General features: G+C 70.1%; 21 protein-coding genes. 10 read left to right on the top strand and 11 right to left on the bottom strand.

What is annotated here, in order from left to right; all coding sequences use genetic code 11:
• Positions 1–25: 25 nt before the first annotated feature.
• The 6 genes from QC180_RS26315 to QC180_RS26340 all read right to left on the bottom strand — a co-directional run bounded on the left by QC180_RS26315 (position 26) and on the right by QC180_RS26340 (position 4,930).
• Positions 26–463, bottom strand: a complete 438-nt coding sequence (locus QC180_RS26315) for an SRPBCC family protein (RefSeq protein ID WP_278265511.1) — start codon at positions 461–463, stop codon at positions 26–28.
• Positions 464–490: 27 nt separating this feature from the next.
• Entirely contained in the window at positions 491–880 is a 390-nt protein-coding gene (locus tag QC180_RS26320; protein ID WP_278265512.1) for a polyketide cyclase / dehydrase and lipid transport, read from the bottom strand.
• A 43-nt stretch (positions 881–923) separates the two neighbouring features.
• Positions 924–2,051 carry a glycosyltransferase family 4 protein gene (locus QC180_RS26325; RefSeq protein WP_278265513.1) on the bottom strand — a complete coding sequence of 376 codons (1,128 nt, stop codon included), beginning with the start codon at positions 2,049–2,051 and terminating at the stop codon, positions 924–926.
• A 48-nt stretch (positions 2,052–2,099) separates the two neighbouring features.
• Positions 2,100–3,110 carry a gluzincin family metallopeptidase gene (locus tag QC180_RS26330; protein WP_278265514.1) on the bottom strand — a complete coding sequence of 337 codons (1,011 nt, stop codon included), beginning with the start codon at positions 3,108–3,110 and terminating at the stop codon, positions 2,100–2,102.
• Positions 3,111–3,117: 7 nt separating this feature from the next.
• Entirely contained in the window at positions 3,118–4,182 is a 1,065-nt protein-coding gene (locus tag QC180_RS26335; RefSeq protein WP_278265515.1) for an NlpC/P60 family protein, read from the bottom strand.
• Positions 4,183–4,360: 178 nt separating this feature from the next.
• Positions 4,361–4,930: a C40 family peptidase gene (locus tag QC180_RS26340; protein WP_278265516.1), complete on the bottom strand. Its 570-nt coding sequence runs from the start codon at positions 4,928–4,930 to the stop codon at positions 4,361–4,363.
• A gap of 665 nt (positions 4,931–5,595) precedes the next feature.
• Between QC180_RS26340 and QC180_RS26345 the strand changes: the two genes are divergently transcribed.
• The 5 genes from QC180_RS26345 (at position 5,596) to QC180_RS26365 (ending at position 10,672) form a co-directional block, all read left to right on the top strand.
• Positions 5,596–6,828, top strand: coding sequence for an ATP-binding protein (locus QC180_RS26345; RefSeq protein ID WP_278265517.1), 1,233 nt, complete (start codon positions 5,596–5,598; stop codon positions 6,826–6,828).
• Between the two features lie 32 nt (positions 6,829–6,860).
• Positions 6,861–7,871, top strand: a complete 1,011-nt coding sequence (locus QC180_RS26350) for a tetratricopeptide repeat protein (RefSeq protein ID WP_278265612.1) — start codon at positions 6,861–6,863, stop codon at positions 7,869–7,871.
• Between the two features lie 58 nt (positions 7,872–7,929).
• Entirely contained in the window at positions 7,930–9,732 is a 1,803-nt protein-coding gene (locus QC180_RS26355) for a DEDD exonuclease domain-containing protein (protein ID WP_278265518.1), read from the top strand.
• A 108-nt stretch (positions 9,733–9,840) separates the two neighbouring features.
• A complete protein-coding gene (gene trpF, locus QC180_RS26360; protein WP_278265519.1) occupies positions 9,841–10,392 on the top strand; it encodes a phosphoribosylanthranilate isomerase in 552 nt (183 codons plus the stop codon).
• 4 nt (positions 10,393–10,396) lie between these two features.
• The gene (locus QC180_RS26365; RefSeq protein ID WP_278265520.1) at positions 10,397–10,672 is read left to right on the top strand and encodes an Lrp/AsnC family transcriptional regulator; all 276 of its coding nucleotides are present in this window, start codon (positions 10,397–10,399) and stop codon (positions 10,670–10,672) included.
• 13 nt (positions 10,673–10,685) lie between these two features.
• On the opposite strand, the gene trpD is transcribed toward QC180_RS26365, so the two are convergent.
• Both trpD and QC180_RS26375 read right to left on the bottom strand, forming a co-directional pair.
• Positions 10,686–11,747, bottom strand: coding sequence for an anthranilate phosphoribosyltransferase (trpD, locus tag QC180_RS26370; RefSeq protein WP_278265521.1), 1,062 nt, complete (start codon positions 11,745–11,747; stop codon positions 10,686–10,688).
• A gap of 88 nt (positions 11,748–11,835) precedes the next feature.
• The gene (locus QC180_RS26375) at positions 11,836–12,255 is read right to left on the bottom strand and encodes a hypothetical protein (protein WP_278265522.1); all 420 of its coding nucleotides are present in this window, start codon (positions 12,253–12,255) and stop codon (positions 11,836–11,838) included.
• Between the two features lie 178 nt (positions 12,256–12,433).
• On the opposite strand from QC180_RS26375, the gene ctaE reads away from it, so the two are divergent.
• The 4 genes from ctaE (at position 12,434) to qcrB (ending at position 16,800) form a co-directional block, all read left to right on the top strand.
• On the top strand, positions 12,434–13,045 hold the full coding sequence (ctaE, locus tag QC180_RS26380) for an aa3-type cytochrome oxidase subunit III (protein WP_278265523.1): 612 nt from the start codon (positions 12,434–12,436) through the stop codon (positions 13,043–13,045).
• A 56-nt stretch (positions 13,046–13,101) separates the two neighbouring features.
• Positions 13,102–13,965 carry a cytochrome bc1 complex diheme cytochrome c subunit gene (gene qcrC / locus QC180_RS26385; protein WP_278265524.1) on the top strand — a complete coding sequence of 288 codons (864 nt, stop codon included), beginning with the start codon at positions 13,102–13,104 and terminating at the stop codon, positions 13,963–13,965.
• Positions 13,966–14,038: 73 nt separating this feature from the next.
• A complete protein-coding gene (gene qcrA, locus QC180_RS26390) occupies positions 14,039–15,178 on the top strand; it encodes a cytochrome bc1 complex Rieske iron-sulfur subunit (RefSeq protein WP_278265525.1) in 1,140 nt (379 codons plus the stop codon).
• Positions 15,175–16,800, top strand: coding sequence for a cytochrome bc1 complex cytochrome b subunit (gene qcrB / locus QC180_RS26395; protein WP_278265526.1), 1,626 nt, complete (start codon positions 15,175–15,177; stop codon positions 16,798–16,800). Before qcrA ends, qcrB begins: the two co-directional genes overlap by 4 nt.
• Positions 16,801–16,869: 69 nt before the next feature.
• Here qcrB and QC180_RS26400 read toward each other — a convergent pair whose 3' ends face one another.
• Positions 16,870–17,367 carry a polyadenylate-specific 3'-exoribonuclease AS gene (locus QC180_RS26400; protein WP_278265613.1) on the bottom strand — a complete coding sequence of 166 codons (498 nt, stop codon included), beginning with the start codon at positions 17,365–17,367 and terminating at the stop codon, positions 16,870–16,872.
• A 146-nt stretch (positions 17,368–17,513) separates the two neighbouring features.
• Between QC180_RS26400 and QC180_RS26405 the strand changes: the two genes are divergently transcribed.
• On the top strand, positions 17,514–18,899 hold the full coding sequence (locus QC180_RS26405) for a class II 3-deoxy-7-phosphoheptulonate synthase (RefSeq protein ID WP_278265527.1): 1,386 nt from the start codon (positions 17,514–17,516) through the stop codon (positions 18,897–18,899).
• A 15-nt stretch (positions 18,900–18,914) separates the two neighbouring features.
• Here QC180_RS26405 and QC180_RS26410 read toward each other — a convergent pair whose 3' ends face one another.
• The gene (locus tag QC180_RS26410) at positions 18,915–19,400 is read right to left on the bottom strand and encodes an SRPBCC family protein (protein WP_278265528.1); all 486 of its coding nucleotides are present in this window, start codon (positions 19,398–19,400) and stop codon (positions 18,915–18,917) included.
• 3 nt (positions 19,401–19,403) lie between these two features.
• Positions 19,404–19,745: an ArsR/SmtB family transcription factor gene (locus QC180_RS26415; protein WP_278265529.1), complete on the bottom strand. Its 342-nt coding sequence runs from the start codon at positions 19,743–19,745 to the stop codon at positions 19,404–19,406.
• Positions 19,746–19,759: the final 14 nt, after the last annotated feature.

The raw sequence follows: 19,759 nt of genomic DNA on the forward strand, positions 1-19,759 counted from the left end.
TCGACGCGGGTACCGCCCGGGGCGCTCAGCCCTCGACTCGCTTCTTCAGTTCCTTCAGGGCCGTGTCGGTGATGACCTTCTCGGCTTTGCGTTTGAACATGCCGATCATCGGGATGTTCAGGTCGACGGTGAGTTCGTAGACGACCTCGGTGCCGCCGTCGGGGAGTTCGCGCAGTTCGTAGCTGCCGTCCTGGGCCTTCTGCAGGTCGCCGTCGAGCAGCCGCCAGCTGACCGCGCGGCCGTCCGGGCGCCAGGTGTAGGTGAGCACGTAGGTGTCCTTGACGACGCCCGCGTCCAGGACGAACCGGGCGGTGGCCGCCCGGCCCTCGGCGTCACGGTCGAGCACCTCCACCGACTGCGCGGCGGCCACCCACTCCGGGTAGGACTCCAGATCGGCGATGACGTCCATCACCTGCTCCGGCGGCGCTTCGATGACGATCGATCGCTGGGTCCGGTCGGCCATGACAGAACACAGTTCCTTTCGTGCTGATCAGGACGCGGTCGCGTGCGCGGGCGCGACACCGGCGGGGCGACCGGCCTCGAGCCGGGCCTTCAGTTCGAACGACATGTCCTTGCCCGCGACGCGGCGGGCCCGGTTCGCGGCGGCCAGCGCCCGCGGGGCCAGCGACTCGGTGGGCTCGGCGTGCAGGAAGTAGTGCAGGATCGCGCCCTCGGGCACGGCTTCCAGCCACACCTCCATGGTGCCGGTCAGCGCGCCCGCCACGGTCCAGCGGATGCCCTTGTCGCCCCGGTCCTCGCGCACGTCGAGACGCAGGTCGGGCCACCAGCGACGCCAGTTGTTCGCGGCGGCGAGCACCTCGGCGATGTCGGCGGGCGGTGCGGCGAGGAAGGTCTGATCGGCGACCTGGATACTGCTCACCTCGCTGAGCGTAGTGGACGCCACACCGGTGCGGGCCGGGGTGTCACCGCAGCAGCTCCCGTAGACGGGCGCCCTGACGGTCCCAGTGCCAGTTCCGCTCCACCCACGCGCGACCCTCGGCGCCCATGGCGGCGGCCCGGTCGCGGTCGGTGAGCAGCTCGACCAGCGCCTCGGTGAGTCGCTGCACCGAGCGGCCGGGCACCACCATGCCGGTCTCGCCCTCGCGCACGGTCTCCGGGGCGCCCCCGGAATCGCCCGCCACCACCGGGACTCCGGTCGCGGAGGCCTCCAGGAAGACGATGCCCAGGCCCTCCACGTCCAGCCCGGCGCCGCGGGTGCGGCACGGCATGGCGAACACGTCGGCGAGGGTGTGGTGGGCGGCCAGCTCGCCCGAGGGCACCCGACCGGTGAACACGACGCTGTCGCTCACCCCGAGCGCCTCGGCCAGCCCGCGCAGCCGCGGCTCGTAGGGGCCGCCGCCCGCGATGACCAGCACCGCGCCGTCGACCCGCTGGCGGATCTCGGTCATGGCCACGATCAGCATGTCCTGGCCCTTGCGTGGCACCAGCCGCGACAGGCACAGCACGGTCGGGCGGTCACCGAGGCCGTAGCGGGCCCGCAGCTCGGCGCGCGCGGCCGGGTCGGGCCGGAACTCGGCCGGGTCGACGCCGGGCGGCAGGTACTCGAGCGCGGCGCGCGGGCCGAACGCCGAGGCGAAGCGGCCGCGGGTGTATTTGCTGACGTAGGTCACCACATCGGTGTGCTCGCCGATCGAGCGCAGCACCTGGCGCGCGCCCGGCAGCATCGACCAGCCCACCTCGTGGCCGTGGGTACTGGCCAGGATGCGGTCGGCGCCCGCGCGGCGCAGCATCGGTGACATCACCGCCAGCGGGGCCGCGGCGCCGAACCAGACGGTGTCGCACTCGTGCTCGCGCAGCAGCGCGCTCGCCCGCCGGATGACCGCCGGGGTGGGCAGCATGAGCGTCGTCGGGTGGCGGACCACCCGGAACTTCTGGGCGGCGTCGAACTTCTCGTGGCTGTCGCCGCGCCAGCGCGGGGCGTAGACCACCAGGTCCTCGGGGGGTAGCTGATTGGCCAGCGCCTGGAGATAGGACTGGATTCCACCCGGCCTAGGCGGGAAATCGTTGGTAACCAGCAGAGTTCGGGCCATAAGTGAACAACCTAGTCGGTGAGTGTCACGGTGTGACTCGCGCAGGGGTCAGACGGCACGGGCCCGCAGCCAGGCGCGCCAGCCGTCGAGCAGTTCCGAGCGGGAGACGCCGAGCACGGCGGTGAACGCGGCGTCCTGCGCCTGGGCGGACTGCGGACCGCCCGCGAGTCGTTGGTACAGGGTGGTGAGGCGGTCGGTGCCGAAGCGGTCGGCCAGGAACGCGCAGGTGCTCCAGGCGGCCTCGTAGGCGTAGGGCGCGTCGGTGCCGGTGAACGCGGCGTCGGCGAGCAGGTCGGTGGGCAGAGTGTTCGCGCGGAGTCGGGTGGTGAGGGTGGGCGCGATCTGGGAGAAGGTGTTGCCCTGGTCGCGCTGGGCGACGAATTCGGCGTAGCCCTCCAGCAGCCACTGCGGGGCGCCGTCGGCGGTGACGGCCCTGGTCGCGACATGGGTGAGCTCGTGGCGCAGCAGTGTGGCCAAGCCCTCGTCGCCGACGCGGCGGCGCGCGTCGGGGTTGAACACGATGCGCTGATCGGTGGGCCGGGTGCCCGGCGGATAGGAGCCGGTCAGCGAGACCGCGGCCACGTCGGCGGCGGCCGGGGCACCCGCCCTACGGGTGAGCGCGGTGAACTCGGCGGGCGAACCGGCGACCACGATCACCGGGGCCCGGTTCCAGTCGGTACCCCACACATCGCTCACGGCGTCGATCGCGGGCGCGAGGTCGCGTTCGAGGGCGGCGAGGTCGGCGCGGTGCCCGTCGTGGGCGACCAGCAGCGCGTCGGGGGAGCCCTCGACGGCGACGCGGCGCACCAGGATCGGGCCGAAGGGCTGGAGCTCCCGGCGGACCGGGGTCAGGCGTGGATCGTCGATGCCCTCGGTGGTGTCGAGCACCTCGGCCTCGTCGGTGGCCAGCTGGAGCGGACCCGCGTTACGCGGCACCAGCACCAGGGCGACGCAGGCGCCGGTCAACAGGGTGATCGAGGCCAGGGCCAGGCAGAATTCGAGGCGGCCGTTGGCCGAGAGCCAGGAGCGCAGGCCGGGGCGGCGGGACGGTTCGGTCACCGGCGGCTCAGTATCGCCGGGCCGAGTGGTACGGGGTGGTGTCGATCGGGGCCACGGCGACGGGCACACCGAAGGTGGAGGCGTGCACCATCATTCCGTTGCCCGCGTAGATCCCGACGTGGGAGATGTCGGGATAGAACAGCACCACGTCGCCGGGCTGCAGATCGTCGCGCGAGACCGGGGTGCCGAAGTTCGCCTGCTGGGAACTTGTGCGCGGCACATCCTTGCCGACCTGCTTGAACGCCCACTGCACGAGCCCGGAGCAGTCGAACTGGTCGGGGCCGGTGGCGCCCCAGACATAGGGATCGCCGATCCGGGTGAGCGCGGCGGCCAGCGCGCTGGTGCCGCTGCCCGGGACCAGACCCGCCAGCAGCGAGTCGCGGTCGAAACCGGGCGGGAACGGCGAACCGGCCAGGGTGGACTTGTCGTGGGCCGACAGCGCGCCCCAGGCCTGCACGACCTCGGTGGTGGCGGTGCTCAGCTCGCGGAGTTTGCGGTCGACATCGGCGCGCACGGCCTCGGCGGCCTGGGTGGCGGTGTGCGCGGCGTCGGCGGCGGTGCGGGCGACGGTCTCGGCGGCGGTCGCCGAATCGGCGGCCTTCTTGAATTCGCGGACCTGGTCGGCGGTCTGCTGGGCGATCACGTCCAGCGTCGACATCTTGTCCAGCAGCTGCTGGGGCGAATTGCTCGACAGCACCGCGAACATGCGGTCGGTGCGCGCGCCGGTGTAGGTGGCGATCGCGGTGCGATCGATCATCGGCTGGAACTTGCGCACTTCCGCGCGGGCCGCGTCGGCGACGGCGGTGGCGGCGCCCAGTTGGGCGTCGGCCCCCTGCTGGACCGCGAGCTTGGCGTCCAGATCGGTCTGGGCGTTGAGCGCGGCCTGATTGAGTTGCTCCGCCTGCCGCGACAGCTCGATCATCCGGGCGATCGCGTCGGTGGCGGTGGCGGGCATGGCCACCGGATCGGCGACCGAGGGGCCCGCGGTGTAGGCGGCGCACACCACGATCGCGCCGGACAGGACTGCGGCGAAACCACGCGCCAGGCGTGAATCGCGGTGGTGTGCCGTCACTGTGCCCCGTGCCCCGTTCTGTCGATATGTCTCGCTGCCGCGCTTTACCCGAGCTCGATCGCCGCGTCTGCCACGAAGGTCTCGATCAGGTTACGGAACGGCGTGTGCCCGTGTCCAGTAGGGCACGGAGGAGTCACGGTGCGCCCTTCCCCGCGAACAGCGCACCGTGTTCCACCGATCAGAAGCGGCGCGCGCCCGCGAACGGCATCGAGGAGATCGGCGCCAGCTGCACCGGGGTGCCCGAGGTGGAGGCGTGCACGACATTGCCGTCACCCGCGTACAGGCCCGAGTGGCCGCCGCCGTAGAACGACACCAGGTCGCCGGGCTGCAGGTCGTCGAAGGAGACCGGGATGCCCGCGCCGAGCTGGGCGTCGCTGGTGCGCGGCACGTCGACACCGGCCTGCGCGTAGGACCACTGGACCAGACCCGAGCAGTCGAAGGCGTTCGGGCCCGCGGCGCCGTAGACGTAGGGGGAGCCGATCTTGCTCATCGCCGCGTCGAGGGCGATGTCGGCGGCGGTGGCGCGCGGCGCGGTGAAGGTCTGCGGCGCGCCCGGGGTCTCGATGCCGGGGATACCCTGCGGCAGCGGGATCTCGTTGGGCACCTCGAAGGTGCCGATGCCGGGCACGGTGACGGGCGTCGCCGACGCGGGAGCGGCCGGCAGGAGGAACGCGCCGATGGTGGCAGCGCCGACGGCTCCGGCGGCAACGGCACGCTGCGCCTGACGCTTGACGGTGTTGGTCGCCATGATGCGGGTACTTCCAATCTGCCCCACGACGCCGGGTCCGTATGACTCGGCGGGCTTCATCGCGCTGCGGTCGTTTCCGATGCGGCGGACTCCGTGAGGTCTCGAAAAGGTTACGAAGACATCACGGTGGTTTGTAAAGTCGGACAACCGTCCGCATCGGGTTTCCGGCCGAATGGGCGCGGAATGCCTGCGAGCTGCGTCACACCGATCACGAAAAGATAACGCCGGGTCGTTTCGCGCGAGTTTCCCGACTGCTACCCGGCGCGTCGAAGCCCCTCGTTGGCGGCCGATCGAGGGCCCTCGGAGGCGGAAGTGCCAGGTCGCCGGTGATCGATGACGGACATGACACCTGATTGGCGGTGCGTCAACACCTCGGGCGTGCCGGGCCGGTCAGCGTGCCGGGAGTGGTAACCCCGCTTATCCGATTGTTCCGGCCTCGGTGATGTGATTATCGGCAAACTGTGAGCCCGGTCGCATTCGTCGATGTGCGCGGTCATTTTGTTCGCATCGGAACGAAACCCTCACCGCGAAATGCCGGATCGCGGTCCGCCGGTTCCGGCATCGTGCCTGGTCGCGCGAGATCGGGTGGACGCGTTCGCGCTGGCGGGAAAAACGTTGCGGCGGTTAGGGTACGACCGGAAGATCGCAGTTCGAAGGGGGAAACGGTGGCTGACGACCAGGTACTCACCGACATGCTCACCATGCTCGACCGCAGTCCGGGGGTGCTCGCGGTGCGCGTGTGCGTCATCGAGCTGCTCCTCGAGCGGGGACGCTACGCGGACGGCTTGGCGCACTGCGGTATCGCGCTGGCCGCCGAGCCGGGGAACGCGCAGGTCCTGGCCCTGATGACCCGCTGCACCACGGCGCTGTCGGGCACGCCGACCACACCGGTGGTCTCCGTGCCGTCGGCTCCGGCGACCGGTTTCGACTGGGCCGCCGCCGAGGATCAGGTCGGCGACATCATCGCCCCCGCCTTCGTCGACGACGCGCCCGCCGAGTTCGTCACCGACGAGGACGCCGCCACCGTCGAACGCCCCGCGCTACGCCTGGCCGACGTCGGCGGCATGACCGAGGTGAAGCGGCAACTCGACCTCACCCTGTTCGGCCCGCTGCGCAACCCGGAACTCGCCGCCGCCTTCGGCACCTCCGCGCGCGGCGGCCTGCTGCTCTACGGCCCGCCCGGCTGCGGCAAGACCTTCCTCGCCTCGGCGGTGGCCGGTGAACTCGGCGCCAACTTCTATCCGATCGAGATCACCGACATCCTCGACATCTACACCGGCGCCAGCGAGCGCAATGTGCACAGCATCTTCGAGATGGCCCGTCGCAACGCCCCGTGCGTGCTGTTCCTCGACGAGATCGACGCCCTGGGCCACAAGCGCAGCCAGATGCAGGCGTCCTCGACCATGCGCACCGTGGTCAACCAGCTGCTCACCGAACTGGATTCGGCCACCCGGGGCAACGAGGGCGTCTTCGTCCTCGGCGCCACCAACCACCCGTGGGACGTCGACGTCGCCCTGCGCAGGCCGGGCCGCTTCGACCGGATGATCTTCGTCGGCCTGCCCGACGCCGCCGCGCGCCAGGCGATCCTGCGCTACCACCTGCGCGAGCGCCCGGTGGCGGGCATCGACCTCGCGGCGCTGGCCGCGCGCACCGAGGGCCTGTCGGGCGCCGACCTCGCCCACGTGTGCACCGCGGCCACCCAGGCGGCCATGGCCGACTCGGTCCGCACCGGCCAGGTCCGCCCGATCGGCATGGCCGACCTCGACGCGACCCTGGCCCAGGTACGTCCCAGCACCGGCGCCTGGTTCGAATCCGCCCGCAATGTGGTGGAGTTCGCCAACGGCGACGGCAGCTATGACGACCTCGCCCGCTACCTGCAGAGCAGGAAGCGGCGCTGAGCCCCACGGAGGCGGCGGCCGGGCCGGACCGGATCGCCCGCGCCGAAGTCCTGATCCGACTCGGTCGCTACGAGGCCGCGCTGGCCGAACTCGCCGCGCGGTTGGGCGCCGAGCCGGACGACAGCACCGCCCACGCGTATGTGTCCTATGCCCTGCTGCGTGCGGACCGGGCCGACGAGGCGGGCGCGTCGGCGCGCACCGCCCTGCGTCTGCAGCCGGACAATCTGTTCGCCTGGAAGCTGATCGTGCTCTCCGAGCAGGCGCTGTGGCGCGCGTGCGATCCCGGTTTCGCCGACATCCGGCTCGAGCACCACGAGGCCGCGCTCGCTGCCGCCGACCGCTGCGTCGAGCTGGATCCCTGGTCGCCGGAGTGTCATCGGCTGCGCGCCCAGGCGCTGACGCACTACGACCGCGCCGCCGCGCTGGGCGCGATCGACACCGCCCTCGAACTCGATCCCACCGATCCGGATCTGCACGTGGTGCGGGGCCGGGCGCTGTGCGCGGACACCGACGCGCTCTCCCCGCGCGGCGACGCGGCCCGCGCGGCCTTCACCGAGGCCCTGCGGCTGGACCCGATGCACGCCGAGGCGCTGTACTACCTCGGCTGTCACGAGGCGGCGCGGGCACACTGGGAACCGGCGCGCGCACGGCTGCGCCGCTGCGCCGAACTCGAACCCGCCTTCGGCCCGGCGGTGCGCGAGATGCTGGCGCGGATCGCGTCCTCCTCCGACGCGGCGACCGCCGATCGGCCCGACTGGCGCGCGGAATATCTCGACCCGCCGCGGTCGCACCGGGGTGTCTGGGGCGTGGCCGCGTTCGTGGCGGTGCTGATCCTGATCGCGGCGGGCGCGCTGTCGAAGCCGCAGGCCACCGACGCGCCCTCGGACCGCCGCTACACGCGCACGTCGGACCACATCGACCTGCGCTACCCCGGTGTCCTGCCCACCTTCGCGCCACCGCTGACCTGGCACCGGGACAGGCCGCCGCCCGGATTGCCCAGCGGTTTCCCGACATTGCGGCGACCACCACCGACCGCGCGCTGAGCCGACCCGGGCCTCGGGCGGGCCGAAGTTGTCGGACCGTCGTCCTACGCTGCCGAGCGTGCCCGAGCCCGTACTTCCGGCTGCCACCCGTCAGCTGGCCTTCGACGAACTGGAGACCCCGCTCTACGACACGACTTTCGTCGTGGTCGACCTGGAGACCACCGGGACCAGCCCGGAGGGGGATTCGATCACCGAGATCGGGGCGGTGAAGGTGCACGGGGGAGAGGTGCTGGGGGAGTTCGCGACCCTGGTGAATCCGGGATTCGCGATTCCGCCCGCGATCGTGCAGATCACCGGGATCACCACGGCCATGGTGTACGAGGCGCCGCGGATCGAGGCGGTGCTGCCGGGATTTCTCGAATTCGCCGCGGGCGCGGTGCTGGTGGCCCACAACGCCCGCTTCGACACCGCCTTCCTGAAGGCCGCCGCGGCGCGCCAGGACATCGAGTGGCCGAACCCGCAGGTGCTGTGCACGGTGAAGCTGGCCCGCCGCGTGCTCACCAAGGACGAGGCGCCCTCGGCCCGGCTCGGTGTGCTGGCACAGGTGCTCGGTGCCGCGACCACGCCCACCCACCGCGCGCTCGACGACGCCCGCGCCACCGTCGACGTGCTGCACGCGCTCATCGCCCGCGTCGGCAACCAGGGCGTGCACAGCCTCACCGAACTGCTCGACTACCTGCCCGGCGTCACCGGCACCCAGCGCGCCAAGCGCACCTTCGCCGCCGACCTGCCCGCCGCCCCCGGGGTCTATCTGTTCCGTGGACCGTCCGACGAAGTCCTCTATATAGGGACGGCGGTGAATCTGCGCCGCCGCGTGCGCACCTACTTCACCGGTTCGGAGACGCGCGGCCGCATGAAAGAGATGGTGGCGCTGGCGAATCGGGTCGACCACGTGGTGTGCGCGCACGGCCTGGAGGCGGGCGTCCGCGAACTACGCCTGCTCGCCGCGCACGCCCCGCCCTACAATCGTCGCTCGAAGTTTCCGCGCCGAGGCTGGTGGCTCACCCTGACCGACGAACCGTTCCCGCGCTTCACCACCGTGCGCACACCGACCCGAACCGCCTTGGGCCCCTTCACCTCCCGCGCCGACGCGCTCGACGTGGGCGCCACCATCGCCGAGTTCGCCGGACTGCGCACCTGCCTCACCCGACTCGCTCGCGGCGCGCGCCACACCTGCCCTCCCGCCGCCGTGGGTGGCTGTCCGGCAGCGCGCGCCGACGGCGACCTGGACGCCCCCGGCTATCGCCCCGCCGTCGACTCGGTCCGCGACCTGTTCACCGGCCGCTCCGACGCGCTGCTGCGCGCCATGCTCGCCCGCATCGACACCTGTTCCACCGCAGAGCATTTCGAAGCCGCCGCCCGCCTGCGCGACCGCACCGCCCTCGTCGTCACCAAGCTGCACCGCACCCAACGCCTCGCGGCCCTGGCCCGCCTCGCCGAACTGATCGTCGCCCTCCCCGACGGCGCGGGCGGCTGGGAATTCTCCGTCATCCGCCACGGCCGCCTGGCCGCCGCGGGCACCGCACGCCGAGGCACCCCGCCGATGGCCGTTGTCGACCAGATCCTCGCCGCCGCCGAAACCGTCGTCCCCGATCTGGGTGACGCGGCACCCGACCACACCGCCGGTAGGCCCGACACACACCCTGTCGAGGACGACATGCCGCCGCTGCGGGGTGCCTCGCCCGAGGAAGTGGGCGTCATCGCGCGCACGCTCGCCACCCCCGGTGCCCGCATCGTGCGCGTCAGCGAGGGCTACCACGAACCCCTGCACGGTGCCGCGCGCTGGGCCGCCTGGGCGGCGCGGGCCAGAACGGCGGCCACCGCGCGTACCGAGGCCGAGGAGTATTTGGCGGAACGCTGAGCCTTCTCCAGTGCGCCCGGAGCCTGCCGGAGGCGTCCTGGCGCGAATCCGGGATCATGGACGAGACGCCGCGAGCCCGTGGCGCCACGGCGGAAGGATCGACGGCGGATGTTCGTGAAGGTGTGTGGGCTGACCACCGAGGAGCAGATCGACTGGGCCGTGGAGCTCGGGTACTCCGCGATCGGTGTCATGGTCACGACCAAGAGCAAGCGGTATCGCACGCCGGAGGAGGCCAGGGCGCTGGCCGGGTACGCGCGCGGGCGGATCACCACCTTCGCCGTCGCGCTCGAGCCCGAGGAGGTCACCGAGGTGGCCGACGCCTTCGACGTGGTGCAGCTGTACCGGTGGGCCGACCTGCCGAACCTGGCCTTCTGCTCGTCGACACCGCCGGAACCGGGTCAGACCAGCGAATACTTCTTCTACGACGCCAGCGCGGGCTCGGGCGTCTTCGAGGAATTCCCCGACTGGGTGCGCGCGCTGCCGGGCAAGGTCGTGCTGGCCGGAGGGCTCGACGCGGACAATGTCGCCGACACCATCGCCCGGCACCGGCCCTACGGCGTGGATGTGTCCAGCTCGGTGGAAACGGCGCCGGGCGTGAAGAGCTACGAGCTGATGCGCCGGTTCAAAGCGGCCACCGAGCGGCCCGAAGTTCTAGGCTGATCCCATGATTACCGCGATCGTGCTGATCCAGGCCGAGAACTCTCGCATCCCCGAAACCGCGCAGGCGCTCGCCGACACCGCCGGAGTCGCCGAGGTGTACTCCTGCGCGGGCGACGTCGACCTGATCGCGATCGTGCGGGTGCGCGACCACGAACGCATCGCCGAAGTGGTCACCGGCGGCATCGACAAGGTGCCCGGCGTGGTCCGCACCACCACCCACATCGCCTTCAAGTCCTACTCCAGCGCCGACGTGGAAGCCGGATTCTCGCTGGGGGAGTAGGGCTTTCGGGCGCTCAGGACTCGTCGAGGGACTGGGTCAGCTCGGCCCAGGTCTGCAGCAGCTTCGCCGCCGCGCCGCTGTCCACCGCGGCGGCGGCGCGCTCGATGCCCCCGGCCAGCGCGGCGTCCAGATCCGCGTCGACATCGCCCACTCCGCGCGAGAGGTCATAGGCCACGATCGCCGCGGCCGAGTTCAGCAGCACCGCGTCACGCACGGCACCGGGCGCCCCGGCGAACACCTCGCGCGCGATCTTCGCGTTGTCCTGGGCGTCGCCCCCGCGCAGCGCGTCCAGTTCCACGCGGGGGATACCCAGGGTGGTCGGGTCCAGCACGGTCTGGCGGATGCGTCCACCGCTGACGATCCACACATCGGTGCGGTCGGAGGTGGTGATCTCGTCGAGCCCGTCGCGCCCCCGCACCACCAGCGCGCTCGCGCCACGCTCGGCGAAGACGCCCGCGATGACCGGCGCCAGGTCGGCGAACGCGCAGCCGATCAGCCCCGCGCGCGGCTGGGCCGGGTTGGTGAGCGGGCCCAGCACGTTGAACACGGTCGGGATGCCGATCTCCTTGCGCGCCGGACCGGCGAACCGCAGCCCGGAGTGGAACAGCGGCGCGAAGCAGAAACCGATCCCGGCCTCACGCACCGAGCGCGCCACCGAGTCGGGACCCAGCGACAGCTTCACGCCCAGCGCCTCGAGCACATCGGCGCCACCCGCCTTGGACGAGGCCGCGCGGTTGCCGTGCTTGACCACCGGCACGCCACTGGCGGCCACCACCACCGAGGACATGGTGGAGATGTTGACCGACCCGGACCGATCGCCGCCGGTGCCGACGATGTCGACCGCGTCGCCGTCCACGGGCACCAGGCGCGCGTGCCCGAGCATGCCCGCCACCAGGCCGCCCAGTTCGGCGGGGGTGGGGCCCTTGATCTTCATGGCGACGCCGAAGGCCGCGATCTGGGCGGCGGTGGCGTTGTCGGTGAAGATCTCGTCGATCACCCAGGTGGTGTCGTCCGCGGCCAGGTCGCCGCCGTCGGCGAGGGTTCCGAGTACCTGGGGCCAGCTGCGCACGCTCATCAGCTCCGCATCTCCGTTCGACGACACAGCACGCAACTCTGATCGGGCGCACCGGGCTGGCGCAAGGGCATTTGCGCCGTGGGCGAGTTTACGGTGCGGGACGCGGTGGCTGCAGCGCGTCCCAGCCGTCGGCGACCCCGTCGTGACGCTGGGCCAGCCCCGCCATCCGCGAGCGTTCCTGCGAACAGCTCAGCGGATCGAGCAGCTGTACCCGCCGCAACACGACCGGGACGAGGTCGTCGGTGGCCGGGCGGTCGCTCTCGACCCGCTGGTAACCGTCGTATCCGGCGATCTCGGCGGCCGCCTCGACCTGTTCGGCGGGCAGGCGCAGGTGATGACGCAGCACCGCCTCGGCCTCCCGATCGAGGTCGGTGGCCCGGTCCAGGGCGCTGGAGGCCGACTCGGCGTCGTCGAAGCTCGACGCGACCACCACCAGATCGTCTCGCGCCGGGTCCAGCGACTCGGTCTGTCCACCGAACAATCGCCGCCACATCCGCACCACGACCATGCCGCCTCCTCGTCTCAGGTTATCCACATCCAACGCTGTCACAATGGGTCGTCACGTGGTAGCCGCCAACACGCCGACGGTGGTTCCGGACCCCCTCTGTACGTGGGTTTTCCGATTCCCGCGACAAACTTTCGTACCCGGGTACAGCTGTCGTACTACGAAGAGTCATACTTACCCCGTGACGACCGCAGTAGGCACCCCAGGATCGGCCATTACTCAGCGTGTGCATTCGCTGAACCGGCCCAACATGGTCAGCGTCGGAACCATCATCTGGCTGTCGAGCGAGCTGATGTTCTTCGCCGGCCTCTTCGCCATGTACTTCGTTGCGCGCGCGCAGGCGCACGGCAACTGGCCCCCGGAGCCGACCGAGCTGAACATGAAGCTCGCCGTCCCGGTGACGGCCGTGCTGGTCGCTTCGTCGTTCACGTGCCAGATGGGTGTGTTCGCCGCGGAGAAGGGCGACGTGTTCGGCCTGCGCCGCTGGTACGTGATCACTCTGCTGATGGGCGCGTTCTTCGTCTTCGGCCAGGGCTACGAGTACTACCACCTGGTGCACGAGGGAACCTCGATCGCCGGCAGCTCTTACGGCTCGGTTTTCTACATCACCACCGGCTTCCACGGTCTGCACGTGATCGGCGGTCTGATCGCGTTCGTGTTCCTGCTCATCCGCACCTCGCTGAGCAAGTTCACGCCCGCCCAGGCCACCGCCGCCATCGTGGTGTCCTACTACTGGCACTTCGTCGACATCGTGTGGATCGGGCTGTTCGCCACGATCTACTTCGTCCGCTAGCGCGCGGGCGCACAGCATTTGCACAAGTCGGTTCCGTCTACTCCAAAGGGACACAGATGAGTTCATCTCCCCCGTCGGCCCCAGAGCCCGCTGGCCCCGGCACCGGTCAGGCTGCCAAGACGCGTAAGCAGCGTCGCGCCCGCCGTCGTATCGCGGGTGCTCTCGCGCTGATGGTCGGCCTCGTCGGAGCCGGCTTCCTGGCCACCGCGCTCACCCCCGAGCCCCAGGTCGCCACCGCGCACGAGGACACCTCCGCGCTGATCCGCGAGGGCAAGCAGCTCTACGACACCTCCTGCATCACCTGCCACGGCGCGAACCTGCAGGGTGTCGCCGACCGTGGTCCCAGCCTGATCGGTGTCGGCGAGGCCGCGGTGTACTTCCAGGTCTCCACCGGCCGCATGCCGATGGCCGCCAACGGCGCCCAGGCCGTGCGCAAGCCGCCGAAGTTCGACGCGCATCAGACCGACGCGCTCGGCGCGTACGTCGCCGCCAACGGCGGTGGTCCCTCGGTGGTCCGCGACGCCAACGGCGAGATCGCCCAGGAGTCGCTGCGCGGCGCCGACATCGCCCGTGGTTCGGAGCTGTTCCGCATGAACTGCGCCTCCTGCCACAACTTCACCGCCCGTGGTGGCGCGCTCTCCAGCGGCAAGTTCGCCCCGCCGCTCGAGCCCGCCAACGAGGCGCAGCTCTACACCGCGATGCTCACCGGCCCGCAGAACATGCCGAAGTTCTCCGACCGTCAGCTGTCGTCGGAGGAGAAGCGCGACATCGTCGCCTACGTCAAGAACGCGGCCGAGGAGAAGTCCCCCGGCGGCTGGGACCTCGGCGGTTTCGGTCCGGCGACCGAGGGCCTCGCCATCTGGGTCATCGGCATCACCGCCGTGGTCGGCGCCGCGATGTGGATCGGATCCAGGTCATGACCCGTCAGCGCCCGGAGGCGGTAGCTCGCGTAACCACGCAGGGCGCCGGGGCATGGCCGATTGGATGCAGCTCATGAGTGGACAGGAGCACAACGACATGGGTCGGGAACCGACCGAGGACGAACTGGACGCGATGTCGCGTGACGAGCTCGTCGAGCTCGGTACCGGGCGTGACGACGTCGAGGTCGTGTACCGCAACGAGCGGTGGCCCGTGGCGGGCACCAGGGCCGAGAAGCGCGCCGAGCGCGCGGTCACGTTCTGGTTCGCCATCTCCGGCCTCGCCGCGGCCGCGCTGATCGGTGTCTTCCTGTTCTGGCCCTGGGAGTGGAAGGGCAACCGGCAGGACGGCCACCAGGCCTACGCGCTGTTCACCCCGCTGGTCGGTCTGACCTTCGGTATCTCGGTGCTGGTCATCGGTATCGCGGTGGTGCTGATCCGCAAGCGGTTCATCCCCGCCGAGATCTCCATCCAGCAGCGTCACGACGGCCCGTCCGACGAGGTCGAGCGCCGCACCCTGGCCGCCGAGCTGCAGGACGCGCTGGACTCCTCCACCCTGGGCCGCCGCAAGATGATGCTCGGTACCGCGGGCGCCGGTGTCGGCGTGCTCGGTATCGGCGCGCTGCTGGTGTTCGTCGGTGGCATGGTGAAGAACCCGTGGGCCAAGCGCGACAAGTCGCCGCTGTGGGTCTCGGGCTGGACCCCGGACTACCCGGGCGAGACCATCTACATCCGCCGCGACACCGGCCGTCCGCAGGACGTCGTGCTGGTGCGTCCGGAGGACCTGGACGCGGGCGCCATGGAAACGGTGTTCCCGTGGAAGGAGAAGTGGCGCGGCGACGAGCACGAGACGCTGCAGTCGCTGCGTGGCATCCGCAACGCGGTCATGCTGATCCGTCTGCGCACCGCGGACGCGGAGAAGGCGATCAAGCGCAAGGGCCAGGAGAGCTTCAACTTCGGCGACTACTTCGCCTACTCGAAGATCTGCACCCACCTCGGTTGCCCCACCTCGCTGTTCGAGCAGCAGACCAACCGGATCCTGTGCCCGTGCCACCAGTCGCAGTTCTCGGCGACCGAGTGGGGTAAGCCGGTCTTCGGTCCCGCCGCTCGCGCGCTGCCTCAGCTGCCGATCACCGTCAACGCCGAGGGCTTCCTGGTCGCGAACGGCGACTTCATCGAGCCGCTCGGCCCGGCCTTCTGGGAGCGTCGTTCATGAGCACTCTGGTGGCGAACCAAGCCAACGAGATGGACGAGCGGTATCGTGCCGCCGCGTTCGTCAAGCGGTCGATCAACAAGGTCTTCCCGACCCACTGGTCGTTCCTGCTGGGCGAGATCGCGCTGTACGCGTTCATCATCCTGCTGCTGTCGGGTATCTACCTGACGCTGTACTTCGACCCGTCGATGGCGCACGTCACCTACGACGGTGCCTACCAGCCGCTGCGCGGTGTCGGCATGTCGCGGGCGTACGAGACCGCGCTGAACATCTCCTTCGAGGTGCGCGGCGGTCTGTTCGTCCGCCAGATCCACCACTGGGCGGCGCTGCTGTTCGCGGCGTCGATCATCATCCACCTGTTCCGCATCTTCTTCACCGGCGCGTTCCGCAAGCCGCGTGAGGCGAACTGGGTGATCGGCTCGCTGCTGCTCATCCTGGCGATGTTCGAGGGCTTCTTCGGGTACTCGCTGCCCGACGACCTGCTCTCCGGTACCGGTCTGCGCGCCGCGTTCTCCGGCATCGTGATCGGTGTCCCGGTGGCCGGTACCTGGATCCACTGGCTGATGTTCGGTGGCGACTTCCCGGGCGAGATCATCATCCCGCGCCTCTACATCGCGCACGTGCTGCTGCTGCCGGGTATCATCCTGGCGCTGATCGGCGCGCACGTCGCGCTGGTCTGGTACCAGAAGCACACCCAGTTCCCCGGCCCCGGCCGGACCGAGACCAACGTCGTCGGCGCGCGCATCGTGCCGGTGTTCGCCGCGGACCAGGGCGCGTTCTTCGCCTTCACCCTCGGCATCGTCGGCATCATGGGTGGTGTCCTGCAGATCAACCCGATCTGGAACCTGGGTCCGTACAACCCGTCGCAGGTCTCGGCGGGTTCCCAGCCCGACTTCTACATGATGTGGACCGACGGCATGGCGCGTCTGATGCCGCCATGGGAGCTCTACCTGGGTCGATACACGGTTCCGGCGGTGTTCTGGGTCGCGCTGGTCATGGGTCTGGTGTTCACGCTGCTGATCGCCTACCCGTGGATCGAGAAGCGGCTCACCGGCGACACCTCCGCGCACCACAACCTGCTGCAGCGTCCGCGCGACGTGCCGGTGCGTACCGCCATCGGTGCCATGGCCATCGCGTTCTACGTGGTGCTCACGCTCTCGTGTGTCAACGACATCATCGCGCTGAAGTTCGACATCTCGCTGAACGCGACCACCTGGATCGGTCGTATCGGCGTGCTGCTGCTGCCGCCGATCGCGTACTTCGTGACCTACCGGTTCTGCATCGGTCTGCAGCGCAGTGACCGGGCGGTGCTCGAGCACGGCATCGAGACCGGTGTGATCAAGCGACTGCCGCACGGTGAGTACATCGAGGTGCACCAGCCGCTGGGCCCGGTCGACGACCACGGCCACGCGATCCCGCTGGAGTACCAGGGCGCCTCGGTGCCCAAGAAGATGAACAAGCTGGGTTCGGCGGGCAAGCCGGGTCTGGGCAGCTTCCTGCGCCCCGACCCCAAGGCCGAGTCCGACGCCTACTTCGCGAACGAGCACGCCGACGAGCATCGGATGCTCACCGCGCTCGCCGAGGAGCAGGCGCGCGAGCACGGCGGCGACTCGAACGGTCACTGACCGGTCGGTTCCGCGCTGACGAGAGGCCCCGGATCGCTACGGCGATCCGGGGCCTTCGTCGTTCGCGGCTCAGAGACGCGGGGTGCGGCGGTAGGACTCGATGGCGTCGAACTTGGCCAGGTTGTGGCGGGCGTCGGCCAGCGCGTCGTGGGCGTCACCGGGGATGGGCGGCAGGTCCGGGCTGCCGTGCGCGACCCAGTGCTGGCGCAGTTCGTTGGTGTAGCGGGGCATCTCCTTGGGCAAGGCGGTCATGTCGCCCCAGAGCTGGCACAGCGCCACATGGTCGTAGGCGGCCACCCAGGCCCACAGCTCCGGCTGCACGCTCGCGCGCGGCAGGAAGAACTTGTGCAGGTCGTCGCGGATCTGCTCCCTGGTCCGATACAGCGGCGATCCCGCGGGCGGCAACTTCGGCAGCACATGCTTGCGCACCCACGGTCCGGCCCGGCTCGCGTCGAATTCGGTGGACACCGCGTAGTACTCGCGTCCGTCCTCACAGACGACGCCGATCGAGATCAGATCGATCGTCGAACCGTCCTCGATGAATTCCGAATCGTAGAAATATCGCAGGGAGATCGCCTCTTCATGCCGGTGGGAGGCTCGCGACGGTGCGGAGCCCGACCCGGGGTGGGTCGGGAAAACCCTATGTCGCCGCGTTGTCCGCGTTGTACACGGGTAGAGCGCGCAGGCGACATCGATGAACGTATTCTGATCTGGTGACCTGGACCGTCGACGTACCCATTGACCGCCTGCCGGAACTGCCGCCGCTGCCCGCGGAGTTGCGCGCACGGCTCGACGCCGCCCTGGCTCGGCCCGCGCTGCAGCAGCCGTCCTGGGACGCCGACGAGGCCGCCACCATGCGTACGGTGCTGGAGAGCGTGCCGCCGATCTGCCTGCCCGCCGAGGTCGAGGAGCTCAAGACCCAGCTCGCCGCCGTGGCCCGGGGCGAGGCGTTCCTCATGCAGGGCGGTGACTGCGCGGAGACCTTCGCCGACAACACCGAACCGCACATCCGCGGCAATATCCGCACCCTGCTGCAGATGGCCGTGGTACTCACCTACGGCGCCAGTCTGCCGGTGGTGAAGGTGGCCCGCATCGCGGGGCAGTACGCCAAGCCGCGCTCCTCCGACACCGACGCGCTAGGTCTCACCTCCTACCGCGGCGACATGGTCAACTCCCTGGTCGCCGATCAGGCGCTGCGCCGCCACGACCCGTCGCGGCTGGTGCGCGCCTACGCCAACGCCAGCGCCGCGATGAACCTGGTCCGCGCGCTGACCAGTGCGGGCATGGCAGACCTGCACAAGGTGCACGACTGGAACCGCGATTTCGTCGCCCAGTCGCCCGCGGGCGCGCGCTACGAGGCGCTGGCCGAGGAGATCGACCGCGGTCTGCGGTTCATGACCGCCTGTCAGGTCAACGATCCGAGCCTGAAGTCGGCCCGCATCTACGCCTCGCACGAGGCGCTGGTGCTCGACTACGAGCGGGCCATGCTGCGCCTGAGCGAGTCCGAGACCGGCGAGCCGCTGCTCTACGACCTCTCGGCGCACTTCCTGTGGATCGGCGAGCGCACCCGTCAGCTCGACGGCGCCCACATCGCGCTGGCCGAGCTGCTCGCCAACCCGATCGGCCTCAAGATCGGCCCGACCACCACCCCCGACCAGGCGGTGGAGTACGTCGAGCGGCTCGACCCCAACAACGAGCCCGGTCGGCTCACGCTGGTCGCCCGGATGGGCAACGGCAAGGTACGCGACGTGCTGCCCCCGATCATCGAGAAGGTGCAGGCCACCGGCCACCAGGTGATCTGGCAGTGCGACCCCATGCACGGCAACACCCACGAGTCGTCCACCGGCTTCAAGACCCGCCACTTCGACCGCATCGTCGACGAGGTGCAGGGCTTCTTCGAGGTGCACCGCGCCCTGGGCACCCACCCCGGCGGCCTGCACATCGAGCTGACCGGCGAGAACGTCACCGAATGCCTCGGCGGCGCCCAGGACATCTCCGACCTCGACCTCGAGGACCGCTACGAAACGGCCTGCGACCCCCGCCTCAACACCCAGCAGTCCCTGGAACTGTCGTTCCTGGTCGCCGAGATGTTGAGGTGACGGGGGCCCGGTAGGTCAGTGGGCGAGGAGGTCGTCGATCTGGTTGATGGCGCCGGTGGCGCCTTCGACCACGCCCATGTCGAGGACCTGTTGCAGGCCCTCGGCGGTGTCGTAGACGCTGACGTAGATGGCGGTGGTGCGGCCGCCGTCCTCGGCGAAGGTGTAGGTGCTCGTCGAGACGGGCATCGTGGTGACGGGCTCGAGGTTCGCGTCGGCGAAGCCGTCCTCGAAGCTGAAGCCGTGGGGCTCGTCGACCGAGATGACCTTCCAGTACCCGCCGAACTTCTCGCCTTCGGGGGAGGTCATGTAGTAGGTCACCCGGCCGCCGGGGGTGAGCGAGTGCTCGACCACGGTCGCCGGGTAGGTGGGCGGGCCCCAGATCTTCTCCAGCTGACGCGGGTCGGCGTAGATCTGCCAGATCCGGTCGCGCGGAGCCGCGAATTCGGCGGTGATGGTGAGGGTGCGGGTGTCGAGATCGTGGCTGACGTCGGTGACGGGCATGATTCATTCCTCCTGTTGAGGATCGAGGGCGATGAGGTCGTCGATCCGGCCGATACGGCCGCGCCAGATCTGTTCCAGGTCGGTGAGCATGTCGGCGACCGCGCGGACCGCGGCGACGTCACCACTGGCCAGTTGTTCCCGGCCCTGACGTCGCTTGGTCAGCAGTCCGGCACGTTCCAACACGGCCACGTGCTTCTGGACGGCGGCGAAACTCATGTCGTAGTTCTCCGCCAGTGCCGACACCGAATGCTCACCGGCCAGCACACGGCGCACGATATCGCGCCGGGTGCGGTCGGCGAGCGCGTGGAACATGGCGTCTGCCGCGTCCTCGTCGGTGTCGTTCACCCCTCCAATGTACA

Source organism: Nocardia anocheti (assembly GCF_029675105.1).
Taxonomy (GTDB): Bacteria; Actinomycetota; Actinomycetes; order Mycobacteriales; family Mycobacteriaceae; genus Nocardia.